The sequence below is a fragment of the Streptomyces sp. NBC_01775 genome (assembly GCF_035917675.1).
In the GTDB taxonomy this organism is placed as follows: domain Bacteria; phylum Actinomycetota; class Actinomycetes; order Streptomycetales; family Streptomycetaceae; genus Streptomyces.
In genome coordinates this window covers 9,025,972-9,047,870 of sequence record NZ_CP109104.1, presented here as the reverse complement: position 1 = coordinate 9,047,870, position 21,899 = coordinate 9,025,972, and the positions used below count along the sequence as shown (strand labels likewise).

The 21,899-nt window shown below is 70.7% G+C and carries 25 protein-coding genes and 1 pseudogene; 15 read left to right on the top strand and 11 right to left on the bottom strand.

From position 1 onward, the window contains the following. Window positions 1-5 precede the first annotated feature (5 nt). Window positions 6-584 (top strand): TetR/AcrR family transcriptional regulator, encoded by a 579-nt coding sequence (locus OHB04_RS40175; RefSeq protein ID WP_326806455.1) that lies wholly within the window; start codon window positions 6-8, stop codon window positions 582-584. A 68-nt stretch (window positions 585-652) separates the two neighbouring features. Then, window positions 653-1,531: an NAD-dependent epimerase/dehydratase family protein gene (locus OHB04_RS40170; RefSeq protein WP_326806456.1), complete on the top strand. Its 879-nt coding sequence runs from the start codon at window positions 653-655 to the stop codon at window positions 1,529-1,531. Window positions 1,532-1,749: 218 nt separating this feature from the next. Here the strand turns inward: OHB04_RS40170 and OHB04_RS40165 are convergent, their stop codons facing one another. Together OHB04_RS40165 and OHB04_RS40160 are read right to left on the bottom strand one after the other, a co-directional pair. Continuing rightward, complete coding sequence (locus tag OHB04_RS40165; RefSeq protein ID WP_326809371.1) at window positions 1,750-2,286, bottom strand: hypothetical protein; 537 nt, start codon at window positions 2,284-2,286, stop codon at window positions 1,750-1,752. 50 nt (window positions 2,287-2,336) lie between these two features. Then, entirely contained in the window at window positions 2,337-4,049 is a 1,713-nt protein-coding gene (locus OHB04_RS40160) for an acyltransferase (RefSeq protein ID WP_326806457.1), read from the bottom strand. 326 nt (window positions 4,050-4,375) lie between these two features. Here OHB04_RS40160 and OHB04_RS40155 point away from each other — a divergent pair, with 326 nt between their 5' ends. The 4 genes from OHB04_RS40155 (at window position 4,376) to OHB04_RS40140 (ending at window position 6,234) form a co-directional block, all read left to right on the top strand. Then, a complete protein-coding gene (locus tag OHB04_RS40155; protein WP_326806458.1) occupies window positions 4,376-5,266 on the top strand; it encodes a TnsA-like heteromeric transposase endonuclease subunit in 891 nt (296 codons plus the stop codon). Window positions 5,267-5,279: 13 nt separating this feature from the next. After that, a complete protein-coding gene (locus OHB04_RS40150; protein WP_326806459.1) occupies window positions 5,280-5,579 on the top strand; it encodes a hypothetical protein in 300 nt (99 codons plus the stop codon). Between the two features lie 22 nt (window positions 5,580-5,601). After that, window positions 5,602-5,970: a hypothetical protein gene (locus tag OHB04_RS40145; RefSeq protein WP_326806460.1), complete on the top strand. Its 369-nt coding sequence runs from the start codon at window positions 5,602-5,604 to the stop codon at window positions 5,968-5,970. An 84-nt stretch (window positions 5,971-6,054) separates the two neighbouring features. Then, on the top strand, window positions 6,055-6,234 hold the full coding sequence (locus OHB04_RS40140; RefSeq protein WP_326685688.1) for a hypothetical protein: 180 nt from the start codon (window positions 6,055-6,057) through the stop codon (window positions 6,232-6,234). A 109-nt stretch (window positions 6,235-6,343) separates the two neighbouring features. On the opposite strand, the gene OHB04_RS40135 is transcribed toward OHB04_RS40140, so the two are convergent. Continuing rightward, complete coding sequence (locus OHB04_RS40135) at window positions 6,344-6,520, bottom strand: hypothetical protein (RefSeq protein ID WP_326806461.1); 177 nt, start codon at window positions 6,518-6,520, stop codon at window positions 6,344-6,346. Window positions 6,521-6,575: 55 nt separating this feature from the next. Here OHB04_RS40135 and OHB04_RS42085 point away from each other — a divergent pair, with 55 nt between their 5' ends. After that, window positions 6,576-6,890 carry a pentapeptide repeat-containing protein gene (locus OHB04_RS42085; protein WP_442815128.1) on the top strand — a complete coding sequence of 105 codons (315 nt, stop codon included), beginning with the start codon at window positions 6,576-6,578 and terminating at the stop codon, window positions 6,888-6,890. Between the two features lie 682 nt (window positions 6,891-7,572). Here OHB04_RS42085 and OHB04_RS40130 read toward each other — a convergent pair. Both OHB04_RS40130 and OHB04_RS42080 read right to left on the bottom strand, forming a co-directional pair. After that, window positions 7,573-7,965 carry a hypothetical protein gene (locus OHB04_RS40130; RefSeq protein ID WP_326806462.1) on the bottom strand — a complete coding sequence of 131 codons (393 nt, stop codon included), beginning with the start codon at window positions 7,963-7,965 and terminating at the stop codon, window positions 7,573-7,575. A 162-nt stretch (window positions 7,966-8,127) separates the two neighbouring features. Then, window positions 8,128-8,247, bottom strand: a pseudogene (locus OHB04_RS42080) (hypothetical protein); the annotation flags it as partial. A gap of 4 nt (window positions 8,248-8,251) precedes the next feature. Between OHB04_RS42080 and OHB04_RS40125 the strand changes: the two are divergent. The 3 genes from OHB04_RS40125 to OHB04_RS40115 all read left to right on the top strand — a co-directional run bounded on the left by OHB04_RS40125 (window position 8,252) and on the right by OHB04_RS40115 (window position 9,837). Then, entirely contained in the window at window positions 8,252-8,464 is a 213-nt protein-coding gene (locus OHB04_RS40125; RefSeq protein ID WP_326806463.1) for a hypothetical protein, read from the top strand. Window positions 8,465-9,376: 912 nt separating this feature from the next. Next, the gene (locus OHB04_RS40120) at window positions 9,377-9,616 is read left to right on the top strand and encodes a hypothetical protein (protein WP_326809370.1); all 240 of its coding nucleotides are present in this window, start codon (window positions 9,377-9,379) and stop codon (window positions 9,614-9,616) included. Then, window positions 9,595-9,837 carry an ATP-dependent DNA ligase gene (locus OHB04_RS40115; protein ID WP_326809369.1) on the top strand — a complete coding sequence of 81 codons (243 nt, stop codon included), beginning with the start codon at window positions 9,595-9,597 and terminating at the stop codon, window positions 9,835-9,837. Before OHB04_RS40120 ends, OHB04_RS40115 begins: the two co-directional genes overlap by 22 nt. Before the next feature lie 198 nt (window positions 9,838-10,035). Here OHB04_RS40115 and OHB04_RS40110 read toward each other — a convergent pair whose 3' ends face one another. Beyond that, window positions 10,036-10,560 carry a VOC family protein gene (locus OHB04_RS40110; protein ID WP_326809368.1) on the bottom strand — a complete coding sequence of 175 codons (525 nt, stop codon included), beginning with the start codon at window positions 10,558-10,560 and terminating at the stop codon, window positions 10,036-10,038. A 77-nt stretch (window positions 10,561-10,637) separates the two neighbouring features. On the opposite strand from OHB04_RS40110, the gene OHB04_RS40105 reads away from it, so the two are divergent. Then, window positions 10,638-11,039, top strand: a complete 402-nt coding sequence (locus OHB04_RS40105; protein ID WP_326692541.1) for a winged helix-turn-helix transcriptional regulator — start codon at window positions 10,638-10,640, stop codon at window positions 11,037-11,039. Window positions 11,040-11,060: 21 nt separating this feature from the next. On the opposite strand, the gene OHB04_RS40100 is transcribed toward OHB04_RS40105, so the two are convergent. The 4 genes from OHB04_RS40100 to OHB04_RS40085 all read right to left on the bottom strand — a co-directional run bounded on the left by OHB04_RS40100 (window position 11,061) and on the right by OHB04_RS40085 (window position 14,683). Beyond that, on the bottom strand, window positions 11,061-11,588 hold the full coding sequence (locus OHB04_RS40100; protein WP_326692540.1) for a hypothetical protein: 528 nt from the start codon (window positions 11,586-11,588) through the stop codon (window positions 11,061-11,063). Between the two features lie 52 nt (window positions 11,589-11,640). Continuing rightward, window positions 11,641-12,066 carry a hypothetical protein gene (locus OHB04_RS40095; RefSeq protein ID WP_326692539.1) on the bottom strand — a complete coding sequence of 142 codons (426 nt, stop codon included), beginning with the start codon at window positions 12,064-12,066 and terminating at the stop codon, window positions 11,641-11,643. Window positions 12,067-12,714: 648 nt separating this feature from the next. After that, a complete protein-coding gene (locus tag OHB04_RS40090) occupies window positions 12,715-13,956 on the bottom strand; it encodes a helicase associated domain-containing protein (RefSeq protein ID WP_326809367.1) in 1,242 nt (413 codons plus the stop codon). 169 nt (window positions 13,957-14,125) lie between these two features. After that, window positions 14,126-14,683, bottom strand: coding sequence for a CGNR zinc finger domain-containing protein (locus OHB04_RS40085; RefSeq protein ID WP_326809366.1), 558 nt, complete (start codon window positions 14,681-14,683; stop codon window positions 14,126-14,128). A 78-nt stretch (window positions 14,684-14,761) separates the two neighbouring features. Here OHB04_RS40085 and OHB04_RS40080 point away from each other — a divergent pair, with 78 nt between their 5' ends. From OHB04_RS40080 to OHB04_RS40070, 3 genes are all read left to right on the top strand, one after another. Further along, on the top strand, window positions 14,762-16,207 hold the full coding sequence (locus OHB04_RS40080) for an MFS transporter (RefSeq protein WP_326809365.1): 1,446 nt from the start codon (window positions 14,762-14,764) through the stop codon (window positions 16,205-16,207). 64 nt (window positions 16,208-16,271) lie between these two features. After that, window positions 16,272-17,393 carry an epoxide hydrolase family protein gene (locus tag OHB04_RS40075; RefSeq protein ID WP_326809364.1) on the top strand — a complete coding sequence of 374 codons (1,122 nt, stop codon included), beginning with the start codon at window positions 16,272-16,274 and terminating at the stop codon, window positions 17,391-17,393. Between the two features lie 952 nt (window positions 17,394-18,345). Further along, window positions 18,346-19,041 carry a hypothetical protein gene (locus OHB04_RS40070; RefSeq protein WP_326692534.1) on the top strand — a complete coding sequence of 232 codons (696 nt, stop codon included), beginning with the start codon at window positions 18,346-18,348 and terminating at the stop codon, window positions 19,039-19,041. 695 nt (window positions 19,042-19,736) lie between these two features. On the opposite strand, the gene OHB04_RS40065 is transcribed toward OHB04_RS40070, so the two are convergent. Beyond that, window positions 19,737-20,960, bottom strand: a complete 1,224-nt coding sequence (locus OHB04_RS40065; RefSeq protein WP_326809363.1) for an MFS transporter — start codon at window positions 20,958-20,960, stop codon at window positions 19,737-19,739. Between the two features lie 72 nt (window positions 20,961-21,032). Here OHB04_RS40065 and OHB04_RS40060 point away from each other — a divergent pair, with 72 nt between their 5' ends. Then, window positions 21,033-21,875, top strand: coding sequence for a LysR family transcriptional regulator (locus tag OHB04_RS40060; RefSeq protein WP_326692532.1), 843 nt, complete (start codon window positions 21,033-21,035; stop codon window positions 21,873-21,875). Window positions 21,876-21,899: the final 24 nt, after the last annotated feature.

Here is a 21,899-nt window from a genome sequence, read left to right as displayed (position 1 = left end):
TGGCCATGACCGGGCGAAGACTCTCCAGCGCCGACCGGCGAGCCCAGCTCGTCGGCATTGCCCGTGACGTCATCGCCACTGAGGGTACAGACGCGCTCACGCTCGCTTACCTGGCCGGCAGGGCAGGGATCTCCAAACCCGTCGTCTACGATCACTTCTCCTCGCGCTCGGCGCTTCTCCTCTCGCTGTATGAGGACTTCGACCATCGACACCTCGCTGACCTGCGTGCTGCGATTGCGCACACTCCGCCGGATCTACGGCAGCGGGTCGAAGCGATCGCGACGGCTCATGTTGCGTGCATGGTCTCCCAAGGCGCCGAACTCGGTGGAGTGGTGGCCGCGCTGGTCGGCACACCAGACCTCGAGAAGGCTAGGCGGGAATCTGAACGCCGCTACGTGGACATCTGCCGACAAGGGATGCGAAGCGCCGACGGTGCCGCGGACCTCGACGAGGAAGCAGCGATCGCATTCATAGGCGCCGCGGACGCACTTGGCCATGCGGCCGCTCGCGGGACGATCAGTCCTGAAAGCGCCCGATCGGCCATCACCACCGTGCTGCTCAGCCTTGTCAACTGCTCTGGCTGAAGGACTCGAAGCTGTGTAGTCGCTCTCACGTCAACAACCTCCTGGCCCGCAACAGTTAGTCTCTTGGGATGCGTGTACTGATCACAGGGGCAACCGGTTATGTCGGGAATGCGGTTGCGGTTGCTCTGGCCGAGGCGGGGCATGAGGTGTTTGCCCTCACGCGGGATCCGGGCTCGGACAGGGCGAGGGCGCTGCGGGACTTTGGTGTCCGGCCGCTGCGTGGACGTCTCGCGGACCGTGCCGTGCTCAGCGGGATGCTCGCCGGTGCGGACGCCGTGGTCCACACCGCCTTCGACCCGGATGATCCCGTCGGCGCCGATCGTGCTCTGTTCGGCGCTCTCGCCGACGCCGGTCGCCGCCAGCACCTGGTGTATACGACCGGCTGCTCGGTCTACGGTGAGCACGCCCATGCGGTGCTGACGCCTCAGACCCCCGTCGACAACGGCAATCTCCGTGCTCGGCTGGAAGCCGAACTGCGGAGTGCCGGGCTGCCGCACACCGTGCTGCGGCCGGGGATGGTGCACGGCGGTGATGCACGCGGTTCGATCGTCGGGGACTGGTTCCGCCAGGCCCGATCCTCCGGGCCGGTGCACCGGGGACGGCGGGACAAGGTGTGGTCCTGGATTCACGTCGAGGACCTGGCGCGGGCGTACACGGCGGTACTGCGTGCGCCCGAGGAGCACGACGGGCGCACCTACCTGCTGGCCGACGCCCATCCCGCGGCCCCGCTGGCTGTCGCCGAAGCCGCTGCCCGGGCGGCCGGCAGCGCCGACGCCCTGGCCTTCGCCCCGGTTGAGGACGAGAAGCCGGTGTACCGGATTTTCGACCGTGACGAGGTCATCGACTCCGCCGCTGCGAGGGGCGCGTTGGCGTGGACCCCGCAGGAGAGTGATGTCCTGGCGGCACTGCCTGCTTCGTTCAGGCAGTGGTCGGCCGCCCGGCCCTGAGCAGGTCTTGACGAGGAACGGAAATCGAGCCCGCCTTGGTCGACGGCGCAAGATGAGTTTGCTCAGCTCCGGAGCGGCCTACGAAGGAACATCCTTCGTTCCGCCGGCCGCCATACCTGGCGCCGCAGCGTTTGTGTCTGTTCGGTCGGCGGCATCCACCGGGCCGTCGTGCATCGTCAGCGCGGCGGAGCGCAGTTGCTGGAGAGCGTCAGGATGTTTCAGGCGTTGATGCCGATGCCGGATACGTAGGCGTAGGCGACCCAGTCGGAGTCGAGGTCGGCGATGACGTCGTCCCAGATCTCGCCGAGGGTGTCCGCGTCCCCGGCCTGCCAGGCGTCCACGGCGTCGTCCCAGATGTAGCGGACCTGGATGGTGCGGTCCTGGACGTTGGGGCGCCGGTACTTCTCCGGGACGGCGGACTGGTCCACGGGGTAGATCTCCATACGGGAGCCGCGGCCCTGGTTGTTGAGGTGCCGCTTCATCCAGCCCGAGCGGATCAGGTTGTCGCGGCGGCGGTCGAGGTAGGCGGCCTCGATCTTCTCCCGGCTCGCCCGGGACGGAGTCGTACGGCCCGCCCGCCAGTCGCGCAGGGTGCGCGGCCGGACCCCGGCCTCACGCAGCGCGGCGGCACCGGCCGGGCTGTCCAGGTACCGCAGCCGGGCGTTGAGGCCACGCCGGGAGGTGACCAGGGAGGCGATGCCGTGGGCGCGCACGATGCGCTCCAGTTCGTGGGCGAGCGCGTCCCCGCCCCGCATGCCCCGGGCCCCGTACTTGCGCCAGATCCCCCACTCGCGCTCTGACTGGTTCACGGCTTACCCCCCAGGGTGTAGGTCTCTTTGGTCTTCATGTCCGCGAGTCCCCGGCCCTCGGCGAATACCGTTTTCCAGTCGCCTGCGATGTGGAGTTCGTCGGTGCCCGACATCTGCACCACCGTCAGCCCGCCGGTGCGGGCCTTGTGGGCTTTCAGCCAGAGGTTGGCGAATGCCTGGGAGCGGATGATGTGCATCCAGTCCGGGCGGCGGATCTCCCGGTTCGTGGAGGATTCGCCGATGGTGGAGACGAACTTGGAGTACATCGCCTTGATGTACTCGACCGTGAGTGTGTCATCTGTGGCGATGGCGGTGGCGCGGGCTTCCGCGAGGGTCCGGCGCAGTTTCTCCAGCAGTCCCTCGGTGCTGCCGGACACGTAGGACTCGCGGATGACCGGGGCCTCGCACAGGCCGTCCTTCGCGCAGCGTTGGAGAAGGCGCAGGGTCGGTTCGGTCACCCACAGGTCGCCGGGTTCCATCCGTGCTCCCAGGGGTGAGGGGAGGTCGGTGTGGTCCCAGGCGGGTGGGATGATCAGGTGCACTCCGGCCTTCTTCGGGTCGTGGAGGCCGCTGGTGTCGTGGACGAGGCGCCCGAGTGGGAGGCGGGTCTTCCATGCGGACAGGTAGGCGGCGTTGGCGTCCAGGGCGGTGATGTCGAGGGCGGCGTGGTCGCCCGCTTTCACGGCGGCCACCAGGGTGGTGTTGTGCCACTTGGGGCGGCCCTCCCAGATCGCGTCGGCGCCCTTCTGGGTCCGCTTCTTGAGGATGTCCTCGGTCGGGGGGAAGTCCTTGTGCTCGTAGCGGCCGGTGGCGCGAGACTGTGCGAACAGGGCCATCACGTCGGGGATCGCGCGTTTGACGAGCGCGGCCCGGGCGGCGTCGGTGTCGCCGTCGTGCTCGCGCAGCACCCGCGCGACCGTTGCCGTGATGGTGGTGCCCAGATCGCCTTCGGCGTAGCCGGCTGTGCGGCGCGGAGGAGACGGCGAAGGCGCCGGCGGCGTTCCGGCGTCAGTGACGGCCGACGCGGCGGGGGCTGGTGCCGGGGCGGGGGGCGTCTGCGGGGCGAGGGTGGTGGGGAGTTGGCCTCCGACGCACAGGCCGTACATGTGCTGCGGCTGTCCGGCGGCGCGGGCGGTGGTGCCCTTGCCGCACAGCACACACGGCTCCGGGGTGCCGGCCTGCCCCGGATCCGGCGCCGCCACAACAGGCGCACCCACCGGCGCAGCCGGCAGGGCAGCGACCGGCACCGGGGCCGGGGCCGGGGCCGGGGCCGGGGCAGTGGCAGTGGCAGTGGCCGGGGCGGTGGCCGGCTGCTGCTCGGGGGCCGGAGCGGGCGGAGTGTCCGGCTCGGTGTCGGGAGGGGCGGGTGACACCTTTGGTGACTCCTCCGGCCCGGCAGGAAGAGGGAGTTGACCGGCGGCCGACGCCTTGGGCGCGGAGGTGGTGGCCTGGGCGCTGGTGGGGAGGCGGTCGGCGGGCAGGCACTCGACCGCGTGCGAGATGCCCCCCAGCAGATCCGGCACCGCGATGCCCCAGTGCGCTGAGAGCCGGTCCACGTCCTCCAGCGACCATGTCGCGCGGCCGGACTGACGACGCGAGAGCCCCGTCGGGCTCAGCCCGATTCCGGCGGCCAGCTCGGCCTGCCGCTCACCCGTACGCGACAACAGCGCGGCCACCGTCGCCCGCAACATCTCCTCACTACTCATCATGACGGCCGATTCTAGCAATTATTTGCTCTTTTTGAGCTTGAATCGCTGATATCGCGACGGGATTGAAGGGTGGCATCTCGCGTACGCGAACGAGAAGGGCGGCGCGGTCGGCCTTCGGCAATCCCCGGTAGCGGTTGGTCTCGGCGTTGTGTGCCGTGGAATCGGAGCGGGCCGGTCAGCACCGCCCCGCCTGTTGCCCGGCCGGCAGCGGCTCCTGCAGGAACTGAGAACCTTCCCGGTCTGACCACGGGTACAGGAACTCGGCATCGCGGGCGCCGTTCACCCGTCGGGTGGCGGATCCGGATCACGGCGTTCAGCAGCCCGCCATGACTTGGCTGTTGAGCGTGGAGGGGCACGAGCACGGCAGGCGGGTGCAGCAGGCTGCCGCAGGGGCCGAGGGTGCGGGAATCGAGGCCGCGTTCGTCACGGCCGCCGGGCGGCTGACGCAGTTGCCGTGGGATCAGGCGGCGGCGGTGCGGTTCGAGAACCTGGCGCCGGTATCCGCGTTTCCGGTCGTTCCGGGCCGCCGGTGGGGGCCGGACTGGTGGTGGGGGCCGGACTGGTGGTGGTCGGCGACCACCGGACGGCACGTCGTACACGGTTCGGCAGCGATGCGCACCCAGCTGATGGTCCTGGACCGGAATCCGGACGTGACCGGCCTGGCCGCACGTCCGGTACGGCTGCTGTGGCGGGAACCCGACGGGCGGGTGCGCTCCTGGGTGCCGCAGCTCTTCGCCCTGTACGCGGACGGCACCGGCCTGCTCGCCGGCTGCCCCTCCAGCCCGGCCGCCGGCGGAGGACAGGGCGCAGCGGGCGCGGATGGTCCTGGAAGCAGCGTGCGCGCGCGTGTGGGCCGGGCTTGCCGGCGCCTCGAGCCGCCCCCGGCGGTGGTGGCGGCGAATCTGCGGTGGCCGGCCGGCTACCGCCACCCACGCGGTCAGGGCCCGCCCAGGCTGCGGGCCGCGCCGGCCGAAGTATTCGCCGTGTCCTGCCCGCCGGCCGGCGGCGCAGCCGCGGTGGGTGAGCCTCTGCAAGTGCTGCCGGCTGTCTGTCACGCGCTGTGGTGCGGGCATCTGACGCGTCTCTTGATGAGCCGCTGCGCGAGGGGGGCGCTGGTCTGCGCTGACGCAGAACGCAGTGGTGGGGATGTCGGAAAGCGGCTGGGCGCCGGGGGCGGTCGGGGAAGGGGCGAGTGCGGTGGGCGGCACACACGGTAGGAGCCAGCGGCCGGTGGTGGAGGCCGGCGCGCACCTCACCTGCCGGGGACGGACCTGGCAGGTCGCCGTCCTGCAAGGGCCGCGGGTCCACCTGCTGCAGGAGACTGGCGCCGAAGTGAGCCTCCTGCTGGGGCGGTTGTTCGCCGACCCGGGCTTCGAAGTGGTGGGCGCGCGGGCACCGGACACAGTGCCGCGGTGGGGGCTGTTCGAGACCGTTCCGGTGGCAGCCCAGCAGCGGGCGCCGGCCCGGCTGCCCCTATCCGGGAGCCTGGCTGCCCCCTATCCGGGAGGCGGGACCGGATGGCCACCCTGAGGGTGGCCGTGACAGCCAGACGATGCGGCCGCAGTACGACCCCGAGCGGTGGACGCCGGCGCAGCGGGACGCGGCCAAGGCGCAGGAGCTGGCGGCGCCGGGCTTCGCGCGGGTGACGCGTACGACGGTGGAGCGGATGCGGTACGCCTGCCGGAAGCAGGGGTTGTGGGGGCTGGCCGACAAGCGCGTGGTGCCGGCCCGTGGGCGTCGTCCGGCGGGGTATGCCGACGAGCGGGTCGTGGCCGCGGTGCTGGAGGCGCTGCGGCGCCAGCGGGGCCGGTCGAAGGGGACGGTGAAGGGACTGCAGGTACTGGTCGGGCAGGTCCTGGAGGACACCCATGGGCGCGGGGTGGTGGAGTGCCGTCACGCTCGACGTTCTACCGGCTGGTGAGTGTGCCGGCCGACCCGGCCGGCCGTCCGGGACGCCCGGCGCGCACCCGGCACCGCACCCGCCCGCGCCTCATCGTCGGCGCCGGTGGTGCAGCGGCCCGGGGAGCAGGTGCAGATCGGCACCGCCCGTCTGGACATCATGGCCGTCCTGGAGGACGGCAGCCTGGGCCGGCCGGAGCTGACGATCGCCGTCGACGTCGCCATGTGGGCCGCGCTGATCACCATCAGCGGATACGTACCCGTCCCGCTGAGCGGGGCCGACTGACCTCGAACTGCTGCCGGTGCGCCGGCAGCCCATCACCGGACGCGAGCCTCGGCTACCGCACCTACAACCACGACATCCTCGGCCCCCACCGCAGCCAGCGCTCCCCCGGTCACGGCCAGGGACGGCAAGTGGGAGGTCCACCCACCACAGCCCCCACGACGCCCGCCAGATCCTCGTCCGCCTCACCGACGGAAAGCTCCACGAAATCCCGTGGATCCACCGCGGCCACATCCACCAGCCCTTCGACGACGCCATCCGGCGCCACGTCCAGGACGAGGTCGAACAACGCAGGGGATCGCGAGCAGCATGAGGCCGGCCTCGCCGACGCCCTCGACCAGCTCCTGCGCCGCACCCGCCACCCCGCCAACACCGACCTCATCCGCGTCGACCTCACCGGTGCCGACCTCGCCCGTGCCGACCTCGCCGGCACCCGCTTCATCGACGCCTGCCTGATCGGCGCCGACCTTACCGACGTTGCGGAACTTGGAGCTGAGGGTTCTGGCCGGTGTGCGCTGGAGCGCCAACACCCGGTGGCCCCTCGGCCTTCGCGAAGTGGCTCAGGAGACGTCCGAGGAGGTCGAATCAGGGTCTTCCGGGTGCGGGGAGGCGAGGGGCAGGACCGTGCCCCGGTCACGGCGCCCGTTCCTGGGCGGTGAGAACGCCTCGCGATGCTTGGGGCGGCACCTTCCCGTCGCGCCGTCCCAGGCAGTCTGGAGGGCGTGCTGTGGGCCTGCGGGGCGCGCCGAGCGGTACTGGGCGCGTAACGGGGATCTGACGGTGCCCCGAGGCACGTGAAGACCTCCCCAGCGACGGCGGCCAGGGGTGCGACGTCAAGCTCGGGGTGTGGCTGGCCAACCAGCGCACCCGCCGCACCAAGCCGGTGGCTGAACGGGCGGCAGCGCTCGCCGACCTCTGAGTGGGCGTGAGCTGCGGGCGGGAAGCCCCGACAGCGTCCGGGAGACAGACGACCGGCAGATCGAGACCCGGCTCTCCGGCCGGTCGCTCCTGGCGGTCCTGGTCACCATGCGCACGATCCTGGACACCGCCTCCCCCGAGCGGGGGCCTGGCAGCCTGGGCCCCCGGCGAGCGCCATCTACCGCCGCACCCGCCAGGGCCGTCGGCACCGCCACGCTCACCCGCCCGGAAGGAAGCGAGATCACCACCGTCCTGGACGACCGCCCCCCCCAAGCATCGCCCCCTTGACGCCCATGCTCGGTATGGGCCCCCGAAACGCTATGGCTGGCTGAACGGGGTGCGCGGTGTCCGCCCTGCCATCTCCATGGGCGGACGACGCACGGCCGGTCCCTGCGCACGGCCGCCTCCTGCTTGGCAAGAAGGTCAAACGGTCCCGGCAGACCGGATTTCAGCACCAAAGAGGTCTGTCCGTTTGTGCACGTATGAAGGACTTGGCGGGGCGGGCCACGCCAGGATGTAGTGCTCTTCGACGGGTTCGTCGTCGTCCTGCGGGTCGAGGCGGTCGCCGTCGTCACGGCCGCGGGCATGGACACGCACCCGGAACGGGCCGGGCCGGGCGTGGGTGAAGTCGGGAAGTCTGCTGTCTTCCCGCTCTTCGTCCTCCTCTCCTGCTGTCGCTACGCCGGGATCATCGCCAGGAAGGGTCAGGCTGACGTCGACGACTTCCTCCCACCCCGCCAGTTCAGGGGGTTCGGGGGTGGTGTCGCGGACGTCCACGGTCAGCAGGATGTCGCCGGTGTCCGTCCCCGTCCGCACGATCGCGAAGCCGCCGGGGCCGGCGAGCCTGCCCCGGGGACGGAGTCCACCAGTCCGTTGGAAGCGGCGGGCCGCTCCAGGGCTCCGAAGACCTCCCCACGGATGCAGTACCGCCCCTCAGCGACGAACACCCGCTCCGTTCCCCCCGGGGCATAACCCCTCCTACATCTCGACCCAGAAGGCGTCGCCGTTCAGGACCCGCTGGCCCTCGCAGAAACGGGCGATCAGGTCGCCCTGTTCGTCATTCTCCCCCTCGGGCACCCAAGCCCACCCCCAGTCGCGGCTGGTGGTCTTCGCCGCGCCCTGGTTCGTCGAGGCGAAGGGGTACTCGTCGCGCTTCCCGGCCGGAGGAGACGGCGACGATTTCCTGGTCGAGGGGGTCGAGAACGGCTTTCATCACCATGCGGCTGTTGAGGTGCTCGTCCACGAGCAGGACCCGCGGCATCTGCCTGGTCCCGCGCCCCGGGCCGGGGACAGAGTGAGGAAACACTTCCGCTGATTCATCGGCTTCCGCGGTCTCTTCCAGACTGCGCAGCTGCCGTTTCAGCAGCGCGCACCGCCTTCTCGGCCTGCGCGCGGCGCAGCTCAGTCTCGCGTGCCTTGGACTTGAGTCTGAGGACTTTTCACTGAATTCGTCCCGTTCACGCAGGAGCCCTTCGATGTCGGGGTGGCATCGGCCAGGGCGTCGGCGCGGGCGCGTACGGCTCCCCAGCCGGCTCCGAGCTGGATGAGGCGCACTCCAGGCCGGCGATGCGGTGCTGGCGGCCCAGGAGGGCTCCGCCAGAATGTCGCGGCGGCTTTTGGAGAGTCGGCTTTCGCGGTCCGCTTCGGCCAACTGCGTAGGCATTCATACTCAAGACCGGCCGACTCCGCCGCCGCGCGGATGGAGGAGGCCAGATCACCGGGGAGCCGCAGGGTCATTCCCACCGTCATGGCACCAGAGCAACCACCGGACACCGGAGGCTGGTGGCATAAGACGGTGACACGAGATGCCACCTCGACCCCCAGTTGCCGTGCGTTCGCAAGCCGGACGCCGAGGCTGAAGCCCGACCGGCAACTGCACGCCGTAGCGACCCCCCTGACGAAAGCGGGAGCCAACACGACAAGAGCCCCTCGAAGACCCGGCTCCTCCAATGTTCCCACGGCATCGAAACAGCCAGCCAGGCTACCGAGCACCCTCACCAAGCCAACCCCCGACAAACAAACCACCATACGTGGCCTATGGGGCGATTCGGAGCGTTACCGGCCGGGGCAGCAGGTACCCGCGAGCGGCATCTACCAGTGCGACTGCGCCGAGGGCGGCCACCAATGGAGCACGGACGTGGCCGGCCCCACCTTCCCGCCGCTGCCGTGCTCCGGCAGCACCTGGCGCCTCCGGACCAAGACGCACCAGCAGTAGCGGCCTCCGGCGGTGGTGCTCACTCCTCCGGTCGAGCCGATGCTCGCCCGCCCGGCCGAGCGGCTGCCCCGCCGGCCCGGTCTGTGCCATGAGGCGAAGTGGGGCTGCTTCCGCGCCGTGTGTTTCGCCGTGGCCGGCCACCTCTACCTCCAGACCCGGCGCGGATCCGACCTGAGCGGTGCCTTCCCCGAAATCGCCCGCGCCGCCGGGGACCTGGCCGCGGTGAAGCCGTGCGACTCGACGGCGAACTGATGGTCGCCGGGGAGCAGAGCCGGCTCGACTTCGAGCTGCTCGCTGCCCGCGCCCGCCGGACCGGACGGCGGGCCGCCGAGTCGGCCGCGCAGACCCCGGCGCATTTCGTGGCCTTCGACATCCTCCAGCTCGGCGAGGAGGTGACGATGCGGTTGCCCCACCGCCGACGCCGCGAGCTGCTGGAGGACCTGTTTTGTTGTCGTGAAACCCGATGGTGGTGACCTGGTGGTCTCGCCAGGGCCGTAACGGCTCGCAGCAGCGTACGACGTGGGCATGGTCGGCTGGCTGGTGCCGTTACGACGAAATGGCGGGGACTCCTGTGGATTGCATGGTGACTGGCCTCCAGTGGGTCGGGCAGGCCCTTGAGAGGGGCCCCGGCGGGCCGGATGGCCCGCCGGGGAAAGACGGCGTTTGCTGGTTCAGTGGCGGGCCGGAGCGGAGATGCCGGTCCCGCCTGGGAGGTCGGCGCCGAATTGTGCGATGACCGCGTCCAGGTCGAGCGGTGCGAAGGCCTCGCGGGTCACCTCGTTGGTCCTGTCGGCGGGCACCAGCCAGCACACTTCGAACTGCAGGCCGTCCGGGTCGCTGGCGTACAGCGACTTGGTGGTGCCGTGTTCGATCTCGTGGGTCAGCGCACCTGCCTGCAGCAGCTTGCCGCGGATCTGCTGGAGCTCGGCCAGGGTGTCCACCTCCCACGCCAGGTGCGCGAGCCCGGGACGTCGGTCCGGGCTCTGCGGGGCAGCCGGGCCCTCGATCTGCATGAAGGCCAGGTCGTGGTCGTTGGTCGACGCCTCGGCCTTCAGGAACGCGGCCTCGGGCACCTTGCCGCCGTCGGCGTGGAGGCGGTGGTCGATGCGGAAGTTCAGCAGGTCGGTGTAGAAGGCGACGCTGCGTTCGACGTCGCGGACGTAGAGCACGGCGTGGTTGAGACGCTGGACTGGCATGTCACTCCTGGCTTAGTTACGATTAGTACGTAGCCCCACCATAGGGATGCAGCGAGGACCTCACAAAAGGCACATTGATGTACGCAAAGCACACCACTGACCCTGACCGTGCCGCCGCCCCCCACCCGTGCGAGAGCTGGCCGGACAACGGCCGAAGTTTCCGGGAGACCCTCGACCGGATCGGCGACAAGTGGTCGGTCCTGGTCATCGGCATCCTCAGCCGCGGTCCCTTGCGGTTCGGCGCCCTGCACCAGCGGGTTCCGGGCGTCTCCCAGCGCATGCTCACCCTCACTCTGCGCCACCTGGAACGCGACGGGGTCGTCTCCCGCACCGTCTACGCCGAGGTGCCCCCGCGCGTCGAGTACCAACTGACGCCACTGGGCGAGAGCCTGCGCACCATCGTCCACGCGCTCGCCCAGTGGGTCACGGACCACCATGGAGAGATCGAGAGCGCGCGCCACCGCTACGACGCTGGATGACACTCGTGCCCCAGCTCGCCTTCACCGGCGGGGTACGCAGCCGCGCTCCGACTCCGAGACCCGCCTGCCCTCCGGCACGACCAGCAGCATCTCCAGCGCCGGCGCAAACCGCGGGTCCACGCGGTGCGCGGCCCGCCACCGGCTGGTACAGGCGCCGCTCGGCCGCCGTACGGGCCTCCGGGACCTGCCGGCCAGCGCCGAGACACCCGGCGCCAGCACCCGGGTGCCTGCGCAGCGCCGACACCCTGCTCGCACGCAGTAGAGCAGGACGGTGAGGAACAGCCGGCACATGAATCCGGTCCCCGCCGACACGGCGGCAAGCGCATGGAAAGTGAGAAGGGCCAGGCCGCCGGTGAAGGTGCAGCCGGCCACCCATCCCATGCCGGTCATCCCATGGCCCAGACCGACGAACGCCCGGAAGAAGAACGGGCCGCCGATCAACGCCAAGGCCGAGAGGGGCGAGAGGGAGACGTCGAGGTCGGCGGCACGGCTCCCGGAGGACCGTACCGGGCGGCGGTAGGGCCGGTCGTTGCGCGGGTTGGCGGGCATGACCGTAGGCTCAGTCGTCGGGCCGTTCGACGCGGGTGCCGTGCAGGCTGTTTTAGCTGGGTCGGCTGACGAGTTGGCATTTCAGGCGCTTGTGGTAGCCGTCTGTAAGGCATACGCGCACTTTGGCGGCACCGCCCGGGGCGTTGGCGGGAATCGAAAAGCGGAAGCTCTTGGTGGCGGCACTGGCTTCTTGGGACAGGGGGTTGCCGTTCGCTTCCATCCACTTCCCGGCAGCGTCACGGGTTTCCCCTTCGGTGTTCCGGAAGGCTGCGACGTTCGCGGCGCTGACCGACCGGTGGACGCCTGCGATGGTCACCGCCCGGTTGTAGAAGGTGATAGTGCCGTCGCTCCAGGTGTTGCCGTATTCCAGTCGGTAGTGGATAGAGGCAGCCTGGGTCTGGGCGTGGGCTGCGGGGGCAGTGAGCAAGGTGGTGGAGATCGCGGTGGCGGCGAGGGCGGTGACGAGCCGGGTTCGCATGTGGACTCCCGTGAGTGAGGTAGGTCGCCCCGTGTGGGCTTGTGCGGATAAACAGACCGACGAAGGCGGGCTGGGGTTGCATCCGGTGCCGGGCACGCACCCTTGCACGTGTGTTGAGAGGCATTCAGATGCCGGCCTGAGTACTGAGCACCGAACATGCGACCGGGTAGGAGCTCGTTAGGTCACTCTGGCGGCGGCGGAGGAACCCGGCGCGCCTTCCGTTGCAGCCAGTCACGCCAGCCCTCATCCAAGTGCGTATACCACTGGGTATAGCCGCACCCGGCACAGACCAGGACCGCGAAGACCTCCTGATTGGCGAAAAACCCGTCCGGCTTGCAAAGGGTCAAATGCCCGGACACCTCAGCGTGATAGACCTCGCCGCCACCACACACCGCGCAACGGCCACGCCGCATGTCTCCTATTGCCATGCTCGCCACCGTATCTCCAGGCTCCATGGCACGCGGGGCGGAACCGGGTGCGGGCGCGGGCGTCGTTCATTCTGCGGGCGCCTGACCGGCCGGGGCGGGCAGGTCCTCGGCGAGCGCGCGGGCGGCGCGTGCAGGCGCGGTCTCCTCCGGGCCGCCGGTGAGCTGCACGCGCAGCGCGCTGCGCCACGCCTCGAACTGCCCCTCGTGTTTGCCATTGTCGTCAGCGTCGGTGCTGGGGTTCGGCTGCTCGCCAGACGATGAGGCAGCGGGCCTTCGCGCAGTGCCGCTGCCAGGCGATGGACCAGGCCGGATTCCAGTCCGGGTCGATGGCCTCCAGCCGCTCGCGCCGGGCCTTGGCGCGCTTCTTGACCAGGCCGCCGGGCCTACGGGCCTGGTGCAGCCGCTCCCCTACCGCCACTCCGGCCAGCACCGCATCGCGCGGGGCGGCGAGGGTGTGGTGTTCGGCGAAATAGAGGGCGCACACGTCCAGGAATTCGGTGAACGCCTGGTCGCGGGGGTCGAAGAGGAACCCGGCTTCGGCCAGCAGCTCGGTGCGCCAGTCGGCCAGATCGCCGTGACGCCAGGCGCGGCGCTGTCCGGACGCCCACTGGCCCACCGGGTAGTCCACGGCGTGGTCGCCGAGGTGAACGGTGGCGGTGTAGGGGATGTTGGCGTGCCCGTGCTCGCCGGCGTAGGCGCGGACGGCTTCCAGGCCGGTGAGCCAGGTGGTGGACTCCGGGCGCAGGACACGGGTGCGCACCAGGCGGGCGATCTCCTGTGCGTCGCGGCCCCGGCGGGAGAAGCGCAGCAGCGCCAACTCGACACCGGCCGCGCTGGCACCGCTGTCGGCCTGCTCCTCCTGGTCCTGGTCGTCGTCGGCCTGCTCTGCACCCTTGGCCGCTTCGGCGGTTCCGGTGGCCGGTTGGGGGCCGTCGGGGTCGGCGGCAACGATGTCCTCCGGGGTGCCGCTGGCGCGGCCGGCCGGGCGCAGCGACAGTTCCTCAACAATGCGCGGGTCGAAGGAGCGCAGTGCGCGAAGGACCTTCACCAGGGGCTCGAAGGCGGCCGTGGCGGCCATGTCCCGGCCCTCGTCCTCCTCGGCCAGGAGGACGGGCACGACCAGGCGCGCCACTTTCCCCTCGTGGGGGGCCTGGCACAGGGCGCGGCCGACGGACTGGACGATGCCGACAGGGCTGCTGCGTACGTCGGCGAACAGGACGCCGTCCAGGCCGCAGCGTCCGGTGATGTCGGTGCCCTCCCCCAGCAGGCGGCAGGTGGACAGGATGCGGAACTCCGTCTTATGCCCTTCGGCGTCGACACCATTGGCGATCTGGGCGAGGACGGCGCGCTGGTGGGCTGCCGGGTGGAGGCCGCACAGCCACTCCCCCCACACCTGGCCGGGAAAGCGGCCGGCCGCGCGGAGTTCGTCGGCCGCGTCCGGGAGGCCTCGGGCCAGCATCATGCGCGCTGTGCACCGCACATGCCCCGGTCTGCGCGCACTGGCCGCTCGGCCCCGTGTGAGCGGCTGAATACCGCCCCGCGAGTGGCTCACCAGCGCCGTCACGGCGTACCACCACGGCACCGCCGCCCGCGCCTACGCGGCATGTCAACCCCGTTCTCGGACTGGAGTATTAACGCGGGCTGCGCCGGCTCCGGTAGGCCGCGACGCTGGCCCGGTGTGCGCAGGTTCGGGTGCAGTACTGCTTCGAGCCGTTGCGCGAGAGGTCCACGAAGGTGGCCCGGCAGGCCGACCCGGCACATACGCCGAGACGAGCGGGACCGAGCGTGGCGATCACGGAGGCCAGTGCGCTGAGCGTGGTCGCGGCGAGGTGCGCCGGCCAGCGGTCGGTGTCGGACACCACCTCGGTCCACCAGCGGCCGTCCTCGTGGCGCAGTACCGGGGTGGCGCGGCTGCGGCGCAGACCGTCGTTGATCAGAGCCGTGGCTTCGACCACGTCCGTGTTCGCCCGTTCGAGCACCTCACGCACCGTCTCGCGCAGCGCGCGGACTTCCGCCAGGTCGGCGCGGGTGAGATGCCGTGGACCGGTCCCTTGGTTCGCGGCCGGACTCGGAGGCGCCGCTGCGGGATGGTCGTCGAGGAAGTCCCGGAGCTGCTCCACGGTCTCGAGCGCGTCCTCTTCCTTGATCGGCATCAGGGTGTTGGCCAGGTCGACGGCCGTCTGGACCACCCCTGGACTGTAACACGCATTCTGCATTTGACGTGTCTCCTCACTGCTCCGTAACGTTACACTCAAAGGAGCTTTAACATGTCACAACGTACTCGACAGGGGACGACGCCGCAGGCCATCCCGTCTGCAGGGACCCCGGCACCGGAGCGAACGAACGCCCCGGACGGGCGTCGGCTGGGGCTGACTTTGGGGATGCTGGTGCTGCCGATGTACGTGGCACTGGGGGCGCCGTCGGTGGCCCTGCCGGCCATCGGCCGCGCACTCGCGGTGCCGTTCGGGGCCACCGCGTGGATTCTCGCCGCGTGGTCGCTGACCTCCGCGCTCGCGATGCCGGTCGCGGGCCGGCTGCTGGTCCGCTGGAGCCCCTTCCAGGTCCTCGTCACCGGGGTCGTGGCGCTCGCCGCGGGCTCCGCGCTCGCCGGGGCCGGGCCGACACTGTCCGTCGTGATCGTCGGCCGACTGATCGGCGGTGCCGGGGCGGGCGCGACCGTGATCGCCGTCTTTGCCGCGGCCACGGCTCTTCCCGGGCGGCAACGGATCCGCGCCCTGGGAATCATCGCGGCCGCCAGCGCGACGGCGTCGGGGTGCGGGACGCTGTTGGGCGGGGCGGTGACCGCATGGCTCGGGTGGCGTGCCGTGCTGGCGGTCCCGGTCCTCGCGCTGCCCCTCCTGCTGGCCGCGTTGCCGAGCAGGCGCGCGCTGGCGCGGAGCGGTAGCGGCGAGCGAAACGGCTCGACCGGGCGACTCGACATCGTCGGCGCGACCGTGCTGTCGGTACTCGCCGGCTCCTTGATCACGTTGTTGCAGGCACACTCGGTCGGCCTGCCCGCTCCGGTCACGCTCGTCGTGGCCGCCGCCGGGACGCTCGCCGCCGTGGGACTGTGGTGGCGCGTGCGAAGCACGCCCGACGGGTTCGTGCCTCGGCGGGTGATCGCATCCCGCGGCTTCCTGGCGGCCGGGCTCATCGGCGGGACCGTCTTCGCCGGCTACTACGGGGTGCTGTTCCGCGCCCCGTCCCTGATCGAGCAGGCCACGGGCGGTGGCCCCCTGGAAGCCGGCGTGCTCTTGGCCCCGGCCGCCGCCTGCTCGGTGCTGGCCGGGCGGCTGGTCGGCACCTTGACCGACCGGTTCACCGGCTGGCAGATGTCGGCCGGGCTCGCGGCACTCGCCGTCATCGGCGTGCTCGTGGTCGCGATCTCCACCGGGCCGATCCCGATCGTCATCGGCACGGCGTTGACCGTGTGCGGGTTCGCCGGCGCCCAAGCCGTAGTGGTGAGCCTCGCGCCGGACCTGGTCGCCGCGGACGACCGCAACACCGCACAGGCCCTGCTCAACTTCATGAACGCCCTGGGCGGCGGGATCGGTCCGGCCGCTGTCGCAGGTCTGTCCGGCATCGTGCCCGCGCCAATGGCCCTCGCTGTGCTCGCGGCACTCCCCCTGGCCGGACTCGTCCTCAGCCTGACCCGGCGCCCAACCGCCGACCGCCGCCCCGAACCCGACGCCACGCGTGGGAGCCCGCGCTGACGGTCCGCCTGCGTCTGATCCGACAACGCCTTGACCAGCAACTCGACCCGTAAGGAGCCTTGCCATGTCCGCCGAGCCGTTCGAGGTCAGCGTCACCGAAGCCGAGATCGCGGACCTGCGTGAACGATTGCGACGGACACGGTGGCCCGAGCGCGAGCCGGTGGACGACTGGTCACAGGGGCTGCCGCTGGCGTATACGCAGGAGCTTTGCCGCAGCTGGGCCGAGGACTACGACTTCGGGTTCGCCGAGCGGCTGAACGTCTTCCCGCAGTACCGCGAGACCATCGACGGGCTGGGCATCCACTTCCTGCACGTCCGCTCGCCGGAGCCGGACGCGTTCCCGCTCGTGCTCACGCACGGGTGGCCGGGTTCGGTGCTCGAATTCCTGGAGGTCCTCGGCCCGCTGACCGACCCGCGCGCGCACGGCGGTGACCCGGCGGACGCGTTCCACGTGGTCGCGCCGTCATTGCCCGGGTACGGCTGGAGCGACAAACCGTCGACGACCGGGTGGGGCATCACTCGCACCGCGCGCGCCTGGGACACATTGATGGTCTCGCTGGGTTACGAACGGTACGGCGCGCAGGGCGGTGACTGGGGTTCGGCGGTGTCCGCGCTGCTGGGCGAGGTGGCGCCCGAGCGGGTCACCGGCGTCCACCTGAACCTGGGATCCGTGGCGGCGGGCACGTTCAACGACCCGACGCCCGCGGAGCTGGCGAATCTCAAGGCCGAGAAGGAGATGCAGCGCACCGGCCGGGGGTACTCGGCGATCCAGGCGACCCGGCCGCAGACGCTCGGCTACGGCCTCACCGACTCCCCGGCGGGGCAGGCCGCCTGGATCGCCGAGAAGTTCTGGGCGTGGACGGACAACGACGGCCATCCCGAGGACGCGTTGTCGCGGCAGACGATCCTCGACGAGATCTCGGTCTATTGGTTCACCGCGTCGGCCACGTCGTCGGCGCGCCTGTACTGGGAGAGCTTCGCCAACTTCCGGGACAAGGTGACCGCGCCATCCGGGCTGTCGGTCTACCCGCGCGACATAACCCGCCCGTCGAGGCGGGAGGCCGAGCTGCGGTTCACCGACCTGCGCTGGTTCGAGGAACTGCCGCACGGCGGCCACTTCGCCGCGTTGGAGCAGCCGGAGTCGCTGGTCAAGCAGGTGCGCGGGTTCTTCCGCCTGTTCCGCTGACTGTCCGTGCCACCCCTTGGGAAGCCCACGCCCAGCGGGCAGGGCCTCGTAGTCGCGAGCCGCGGTGGACGTCCATGATTCAGCTCAAGGAGCGCTCGACGCCCCTCGTCCGGGCAACACCTGGAAGCCCTTGTCAGGGGGGATACAACACGGAACGAATGACGCTCCCCGCCAGTTGGGGCTTCGAGCTGGGATGCGAAGCGACGCGAGGCTTATGCCAACGACCTTGGCTCGGATCGGTCGCTGGTCGCGGTGACGGCGAAGTACCACAGGCAGAACGCCGACAAGGACCCCAGCGAGTGGTGGGTGCCTTCCCCCGGCGCGTCGTGCACGTACCTGTCCGGCTGGGTCGCCGCCAAGACCCGCTGGAAGCTCGCGATCGATCAGAGGGGAGCGGGCTGCGCTCCAGCAGCACGCGTCCCAGCGCCCGGCTACGAGGGTGAGTACCGAGATCGCCGGGTGATCATGGGGCCCGGCGCCCCGGAAAGGGGAACGGATCTCTCGTCCGCGCCGTGGGGACGCGGTTCCCGGCCGCGAGCGGCGAAGCCCGAGCCCCGCCCTTCCCTCTTCGCTCTGGGGGGGCGGGGCGTTTCGTCATGTGTCCGCGCCGGGCCGGGCTGCTGCACAGCGCCCCGGCCGGGGGTGCGCCGGGGGAGCAGAGCCGGCTCGACTTCGAGCTGCTCGCGCTGGTGGCGTGGTGGCGGTCGGTATATAACTGCAGCGCAACTGCAGTGGGAACTAGGCGTCTGCGATTCTTTTCGTGACCTCTTGAAACGACGACAGGAAGGATGCCGGGATGAGCGGGGGCGGAGCGCCGTGGAATCCATACGGAGGAGGACGATCGCCGGGACCGGGTTCGCCACCCGTGCCGCCAGCGGGCCCGTGGCCGCCCGGTCCGGCGCGTCGGCTGACCTTCGGACGTCTCTTCAATCCGATCGCTGTGGGGCGTGCGGTGTTCACGCCGTCCCGGCCGGGCCGCGTGAACGACCCCGTGGTGAAGAAGGTGCAGGTTTTGCGGACGGTCGTCGGCCTGGTCGCCGTCACGTGGATGCTGTTGTCCTACGGGCTGGCGTCGGACGCCGACTCCGTGTTGGACGACCGCTTCGGCCAGATCCGTACCACCCTTATTGTGCTGGGGGTGACGTTCCCGGTTGCCGTCGCCGCCTTCATCGCGGCGGCCCGCCCACCCAACCGGCGCCTGTTCCTGCGCCGCGCGGGTAAGCCCGCCGGGGCGCTGCTCGCGTTGGTCGTCACGCTCGCCGTGCCAAGACTGATGACGGGGCTGGGGTACGTGCGCGAGGACACGAACTGGACGGCGTCGCCAGGGCGGGTGGTGCTGCTGTTCGCCCTGGGCGCCTTCGGGTTGTGGCTCGCCCCCTTTGGTCTCTACGGCATCGCGCAGTCACTCGTGCACGTCTTCCGGACAGCAGACCTCCACGAGACGGTTCCACCGCTGCTCGCAACGCTGCTCGTTTGGGAGGTCGCTCTCTTCGACGTGTTCCGGGGTGCCTACGACGGTGTGCCGTTCGGGGTGCGGGTGGCCTTCCTCCTGGGAGCCCCGCTGACCGTCACTGCCGTGGCGATGTGGGAGCTGCGGCGGCTGCGTACGCGGCACGGCATCTCCCTGCGTGCGGCGCTGCTTCGCTGAACCGTCGCGACGGGGGTTGCTCTTTGGATCTGCTGCTCCGGGCCACCGTCCAGCCCGTACCTGTGAAGTGCCGGCCGCGGTCACGCGGTCGTGGATGCAACGCCCTGATCTGCGTACTTGATCTTCGATGAGACGAAGTGCAGTCCGTCGGTCTTCGGTGGGATTCGCTCAAGGTTCGGTGCGAGCGGACAGTTGTCGCCAACGCCACGCTGACAGCGGGCTGTTGACAGCGGCGCGGGGCACCGGCGGAACTCGCTGACCTGCGTCGATGGCGGGCTGAGGGTTGCGTTGTCCACGCTGTGCGGACGCTCATCCCTGCTGGGCAAGGTGGTGGGAGGTAACTCGTAACGCGGGTGTGCAAGGGTTCGTTGTGCCCGGCGTTACGAGTTGCTCCTGGAGGATGCGTGGCGCGCCGGGAGACGAACGCGGGTGTTCGTGGGGCGGCGTGGTGTCGGTGCGAGTGGCCGGCCTGGCGCCGGATCTGGTCCGGGCCGCTGACAACGGGCCCGGTACCGGCGTAGAAGTCACGTCTTGACGCGACGCGCTGGCCATCGATCTGGACCTGGAAACCAGGGGGAAGGTGTGCGTGTTCCCGGACCGGGGCCGTCGACCGGCGGGTCCAGGGGGGGTGCGGGCCGGGAGGTGACCGGTGCCGTCGCCCGCATGGCCCGGTGCCACGCGGTTCAAGCGGCTGATCACTGAGCATGAGTTGCGTCTGTTCTTCTCGCCGGCTCGCGACGAGCTGAAGTGGGCGGGCGGGGCGACGGACAGCGGCGGGACAGCAGGCATCCAGTCAGCGCGGCGGCGAGGCCGGCCAGCCCGGCCGCCGCGAAGCCGCCCGCCGGCACGGAGGTGTCGATCGCCACCCCGACGATCGGGGATCCGAGCGCGAATCCCGCGCTCTGCGCCGAGGATTGCAGGCCTGTCGCCTCACCCCGCACGCCGGCCGGCGCCCGTCGGCTCACCGCGTCGGCCACCGCGGAAAGGGTCGGCGCGGCGAGAAAACCGGTGCCGACAACGGCCACGCACAACCAGGGCCAGTCGTGGGCAAGCCCTGCGGGGATCGTCACGAGCCCGAGCAAGCCGAGCAGCAGCCATGTGGGCAGCGACCGGGACAGCCCGCCGTAGATCAGCCCGCCGGCGACAGAGGTCACGCCGAGCACGGCCACGATCACAGCGGCCCAGGACACCTGGCCTGCTTCTTCGAGCGTGGCGACGATGGCGAGGTCGACGCCGCTGAGCAGCGTCGTGGTACCGAACGCCATGGTCAGTACGGCAATCATGCCGACGCCCAGCCATTCCCGTCGCGGGGGCCGTCCGGCCGCGCCGGCATCCGCCTCGTCCGCGGCACGCAGCGGCGGGTTGAGCAAGGCGATCCCGGTTCCGCCGACCGCGATCGCGGCGCCGAGCCCCCACGCCACCACACCGGGAGACACCTTCGCGGCGCAGAGGATCACGACCGCCGGGCCCACCATGTACGACAGCTCGCCTTGCACCGATTCCAGCGCGAACGCGGCCCGGCGCTGTTGCGGCGTCGTCGTCGCGGCGATCGCCTGCCTGGTCACCGGCTGGGCCGGCACCATCAGCAGACCCGCCGCGAAGGCGGCGCCCAAGAGGGCCCTGTAGGGCAGGATCGGCACGCTCAGCCAGAACACGGCCTGCACTACGGCAGTTACCAGCAGCACCGTACGCAGACCCCGCCGGTCGATCATGCGGCCAAGCAGCGGTCCGCCCAGCGCCAGCCCGGTGGTCAAAGCCGCCGCGACACCGCCGGCTGCCGCGTAGCTCATGTTCAGGCCCAGCACGACATGCATCGTCAGTGCCATCACGACAGCCGTGATGGCGGTACGGGCGAGAAAGGAGACGCCCAACAGTGATGCCATTCCTGGCACGGCGAGTATCTGCCGGTATCCGGTCACTCTCGTGACGCTAGATCCTCTGCCATGCCATAGGTAGTGGTTCGTTTGCTGGGGCCGGCATAATGAATCGTTATGGCCAGGGATCTTGAAACCGCGTGGCTGCGGTCCTTCGTCGCCATCGTGCGGGCGGGCAGCATCAGCCGCGCCGCGACCACGCTCGGACATACCCAGCCGGCGCTCAGCCAGCAGGTGCGCAAGCTCGAGAGGGTCATCGGCCGTCCGCTGCTCTACCGGTCACCATCGGGTGTTTCGCTGACCCGGGCGGGCGAGGAGCTCCTGCCGTACGCCGAACGCATTCTCTCGCTCTCCGCACAGGCACTCACCGAAACCGGGCGCACGCTCACCGGCCGCTGCGGCGTCGGGCTGCTCGAAGACCTCGCCGCGTCCCAGCTTCCGCAGGCCCTCGCCGACCTCGCCCGGCTGCACCCCGGCGCAACCCTGGAGGTGCTCAGCATGTCCAACGCCGCGATGCGGGAGGCCTACGACACAGGCCGCGTCCAACTCGTGCTCAACGAGGCGCCGGCCCTTCCCGGACCGCCGCGCTGGAAGGTACGCCGCCCGCTGGTCTGGGCGATCGGCCAGGGTGTGGACGTGACTGCCGATCCGCTGCCGGTGGTGCTGTTCTCGAACACCTGCTCCTGGCGTACGTCGGTGCTGGAAACCCTGGAACGCACAGACCGGGCCTGGCGGGTGGCCTTCGAAAGCAACAGCCTGGCCGGTGTGCTCGCCGCGGTACGGGCCGGACTCGGCGTCGCGGCGCTCATGCCCACGAACCTCGAACCGGCCATGGTGTGCCACGCCGCGGACGCCCTGCCCGCCCTGCCGGACGTCGAGCTCGGCCTCGCACGGCACCCACGATCCGAAGGTGATCCGCTGATCGACGCCGTTGAGACCTCGCTACGCCGCACGATCTGAGCTTCACGGCCGGCCACACCGTCT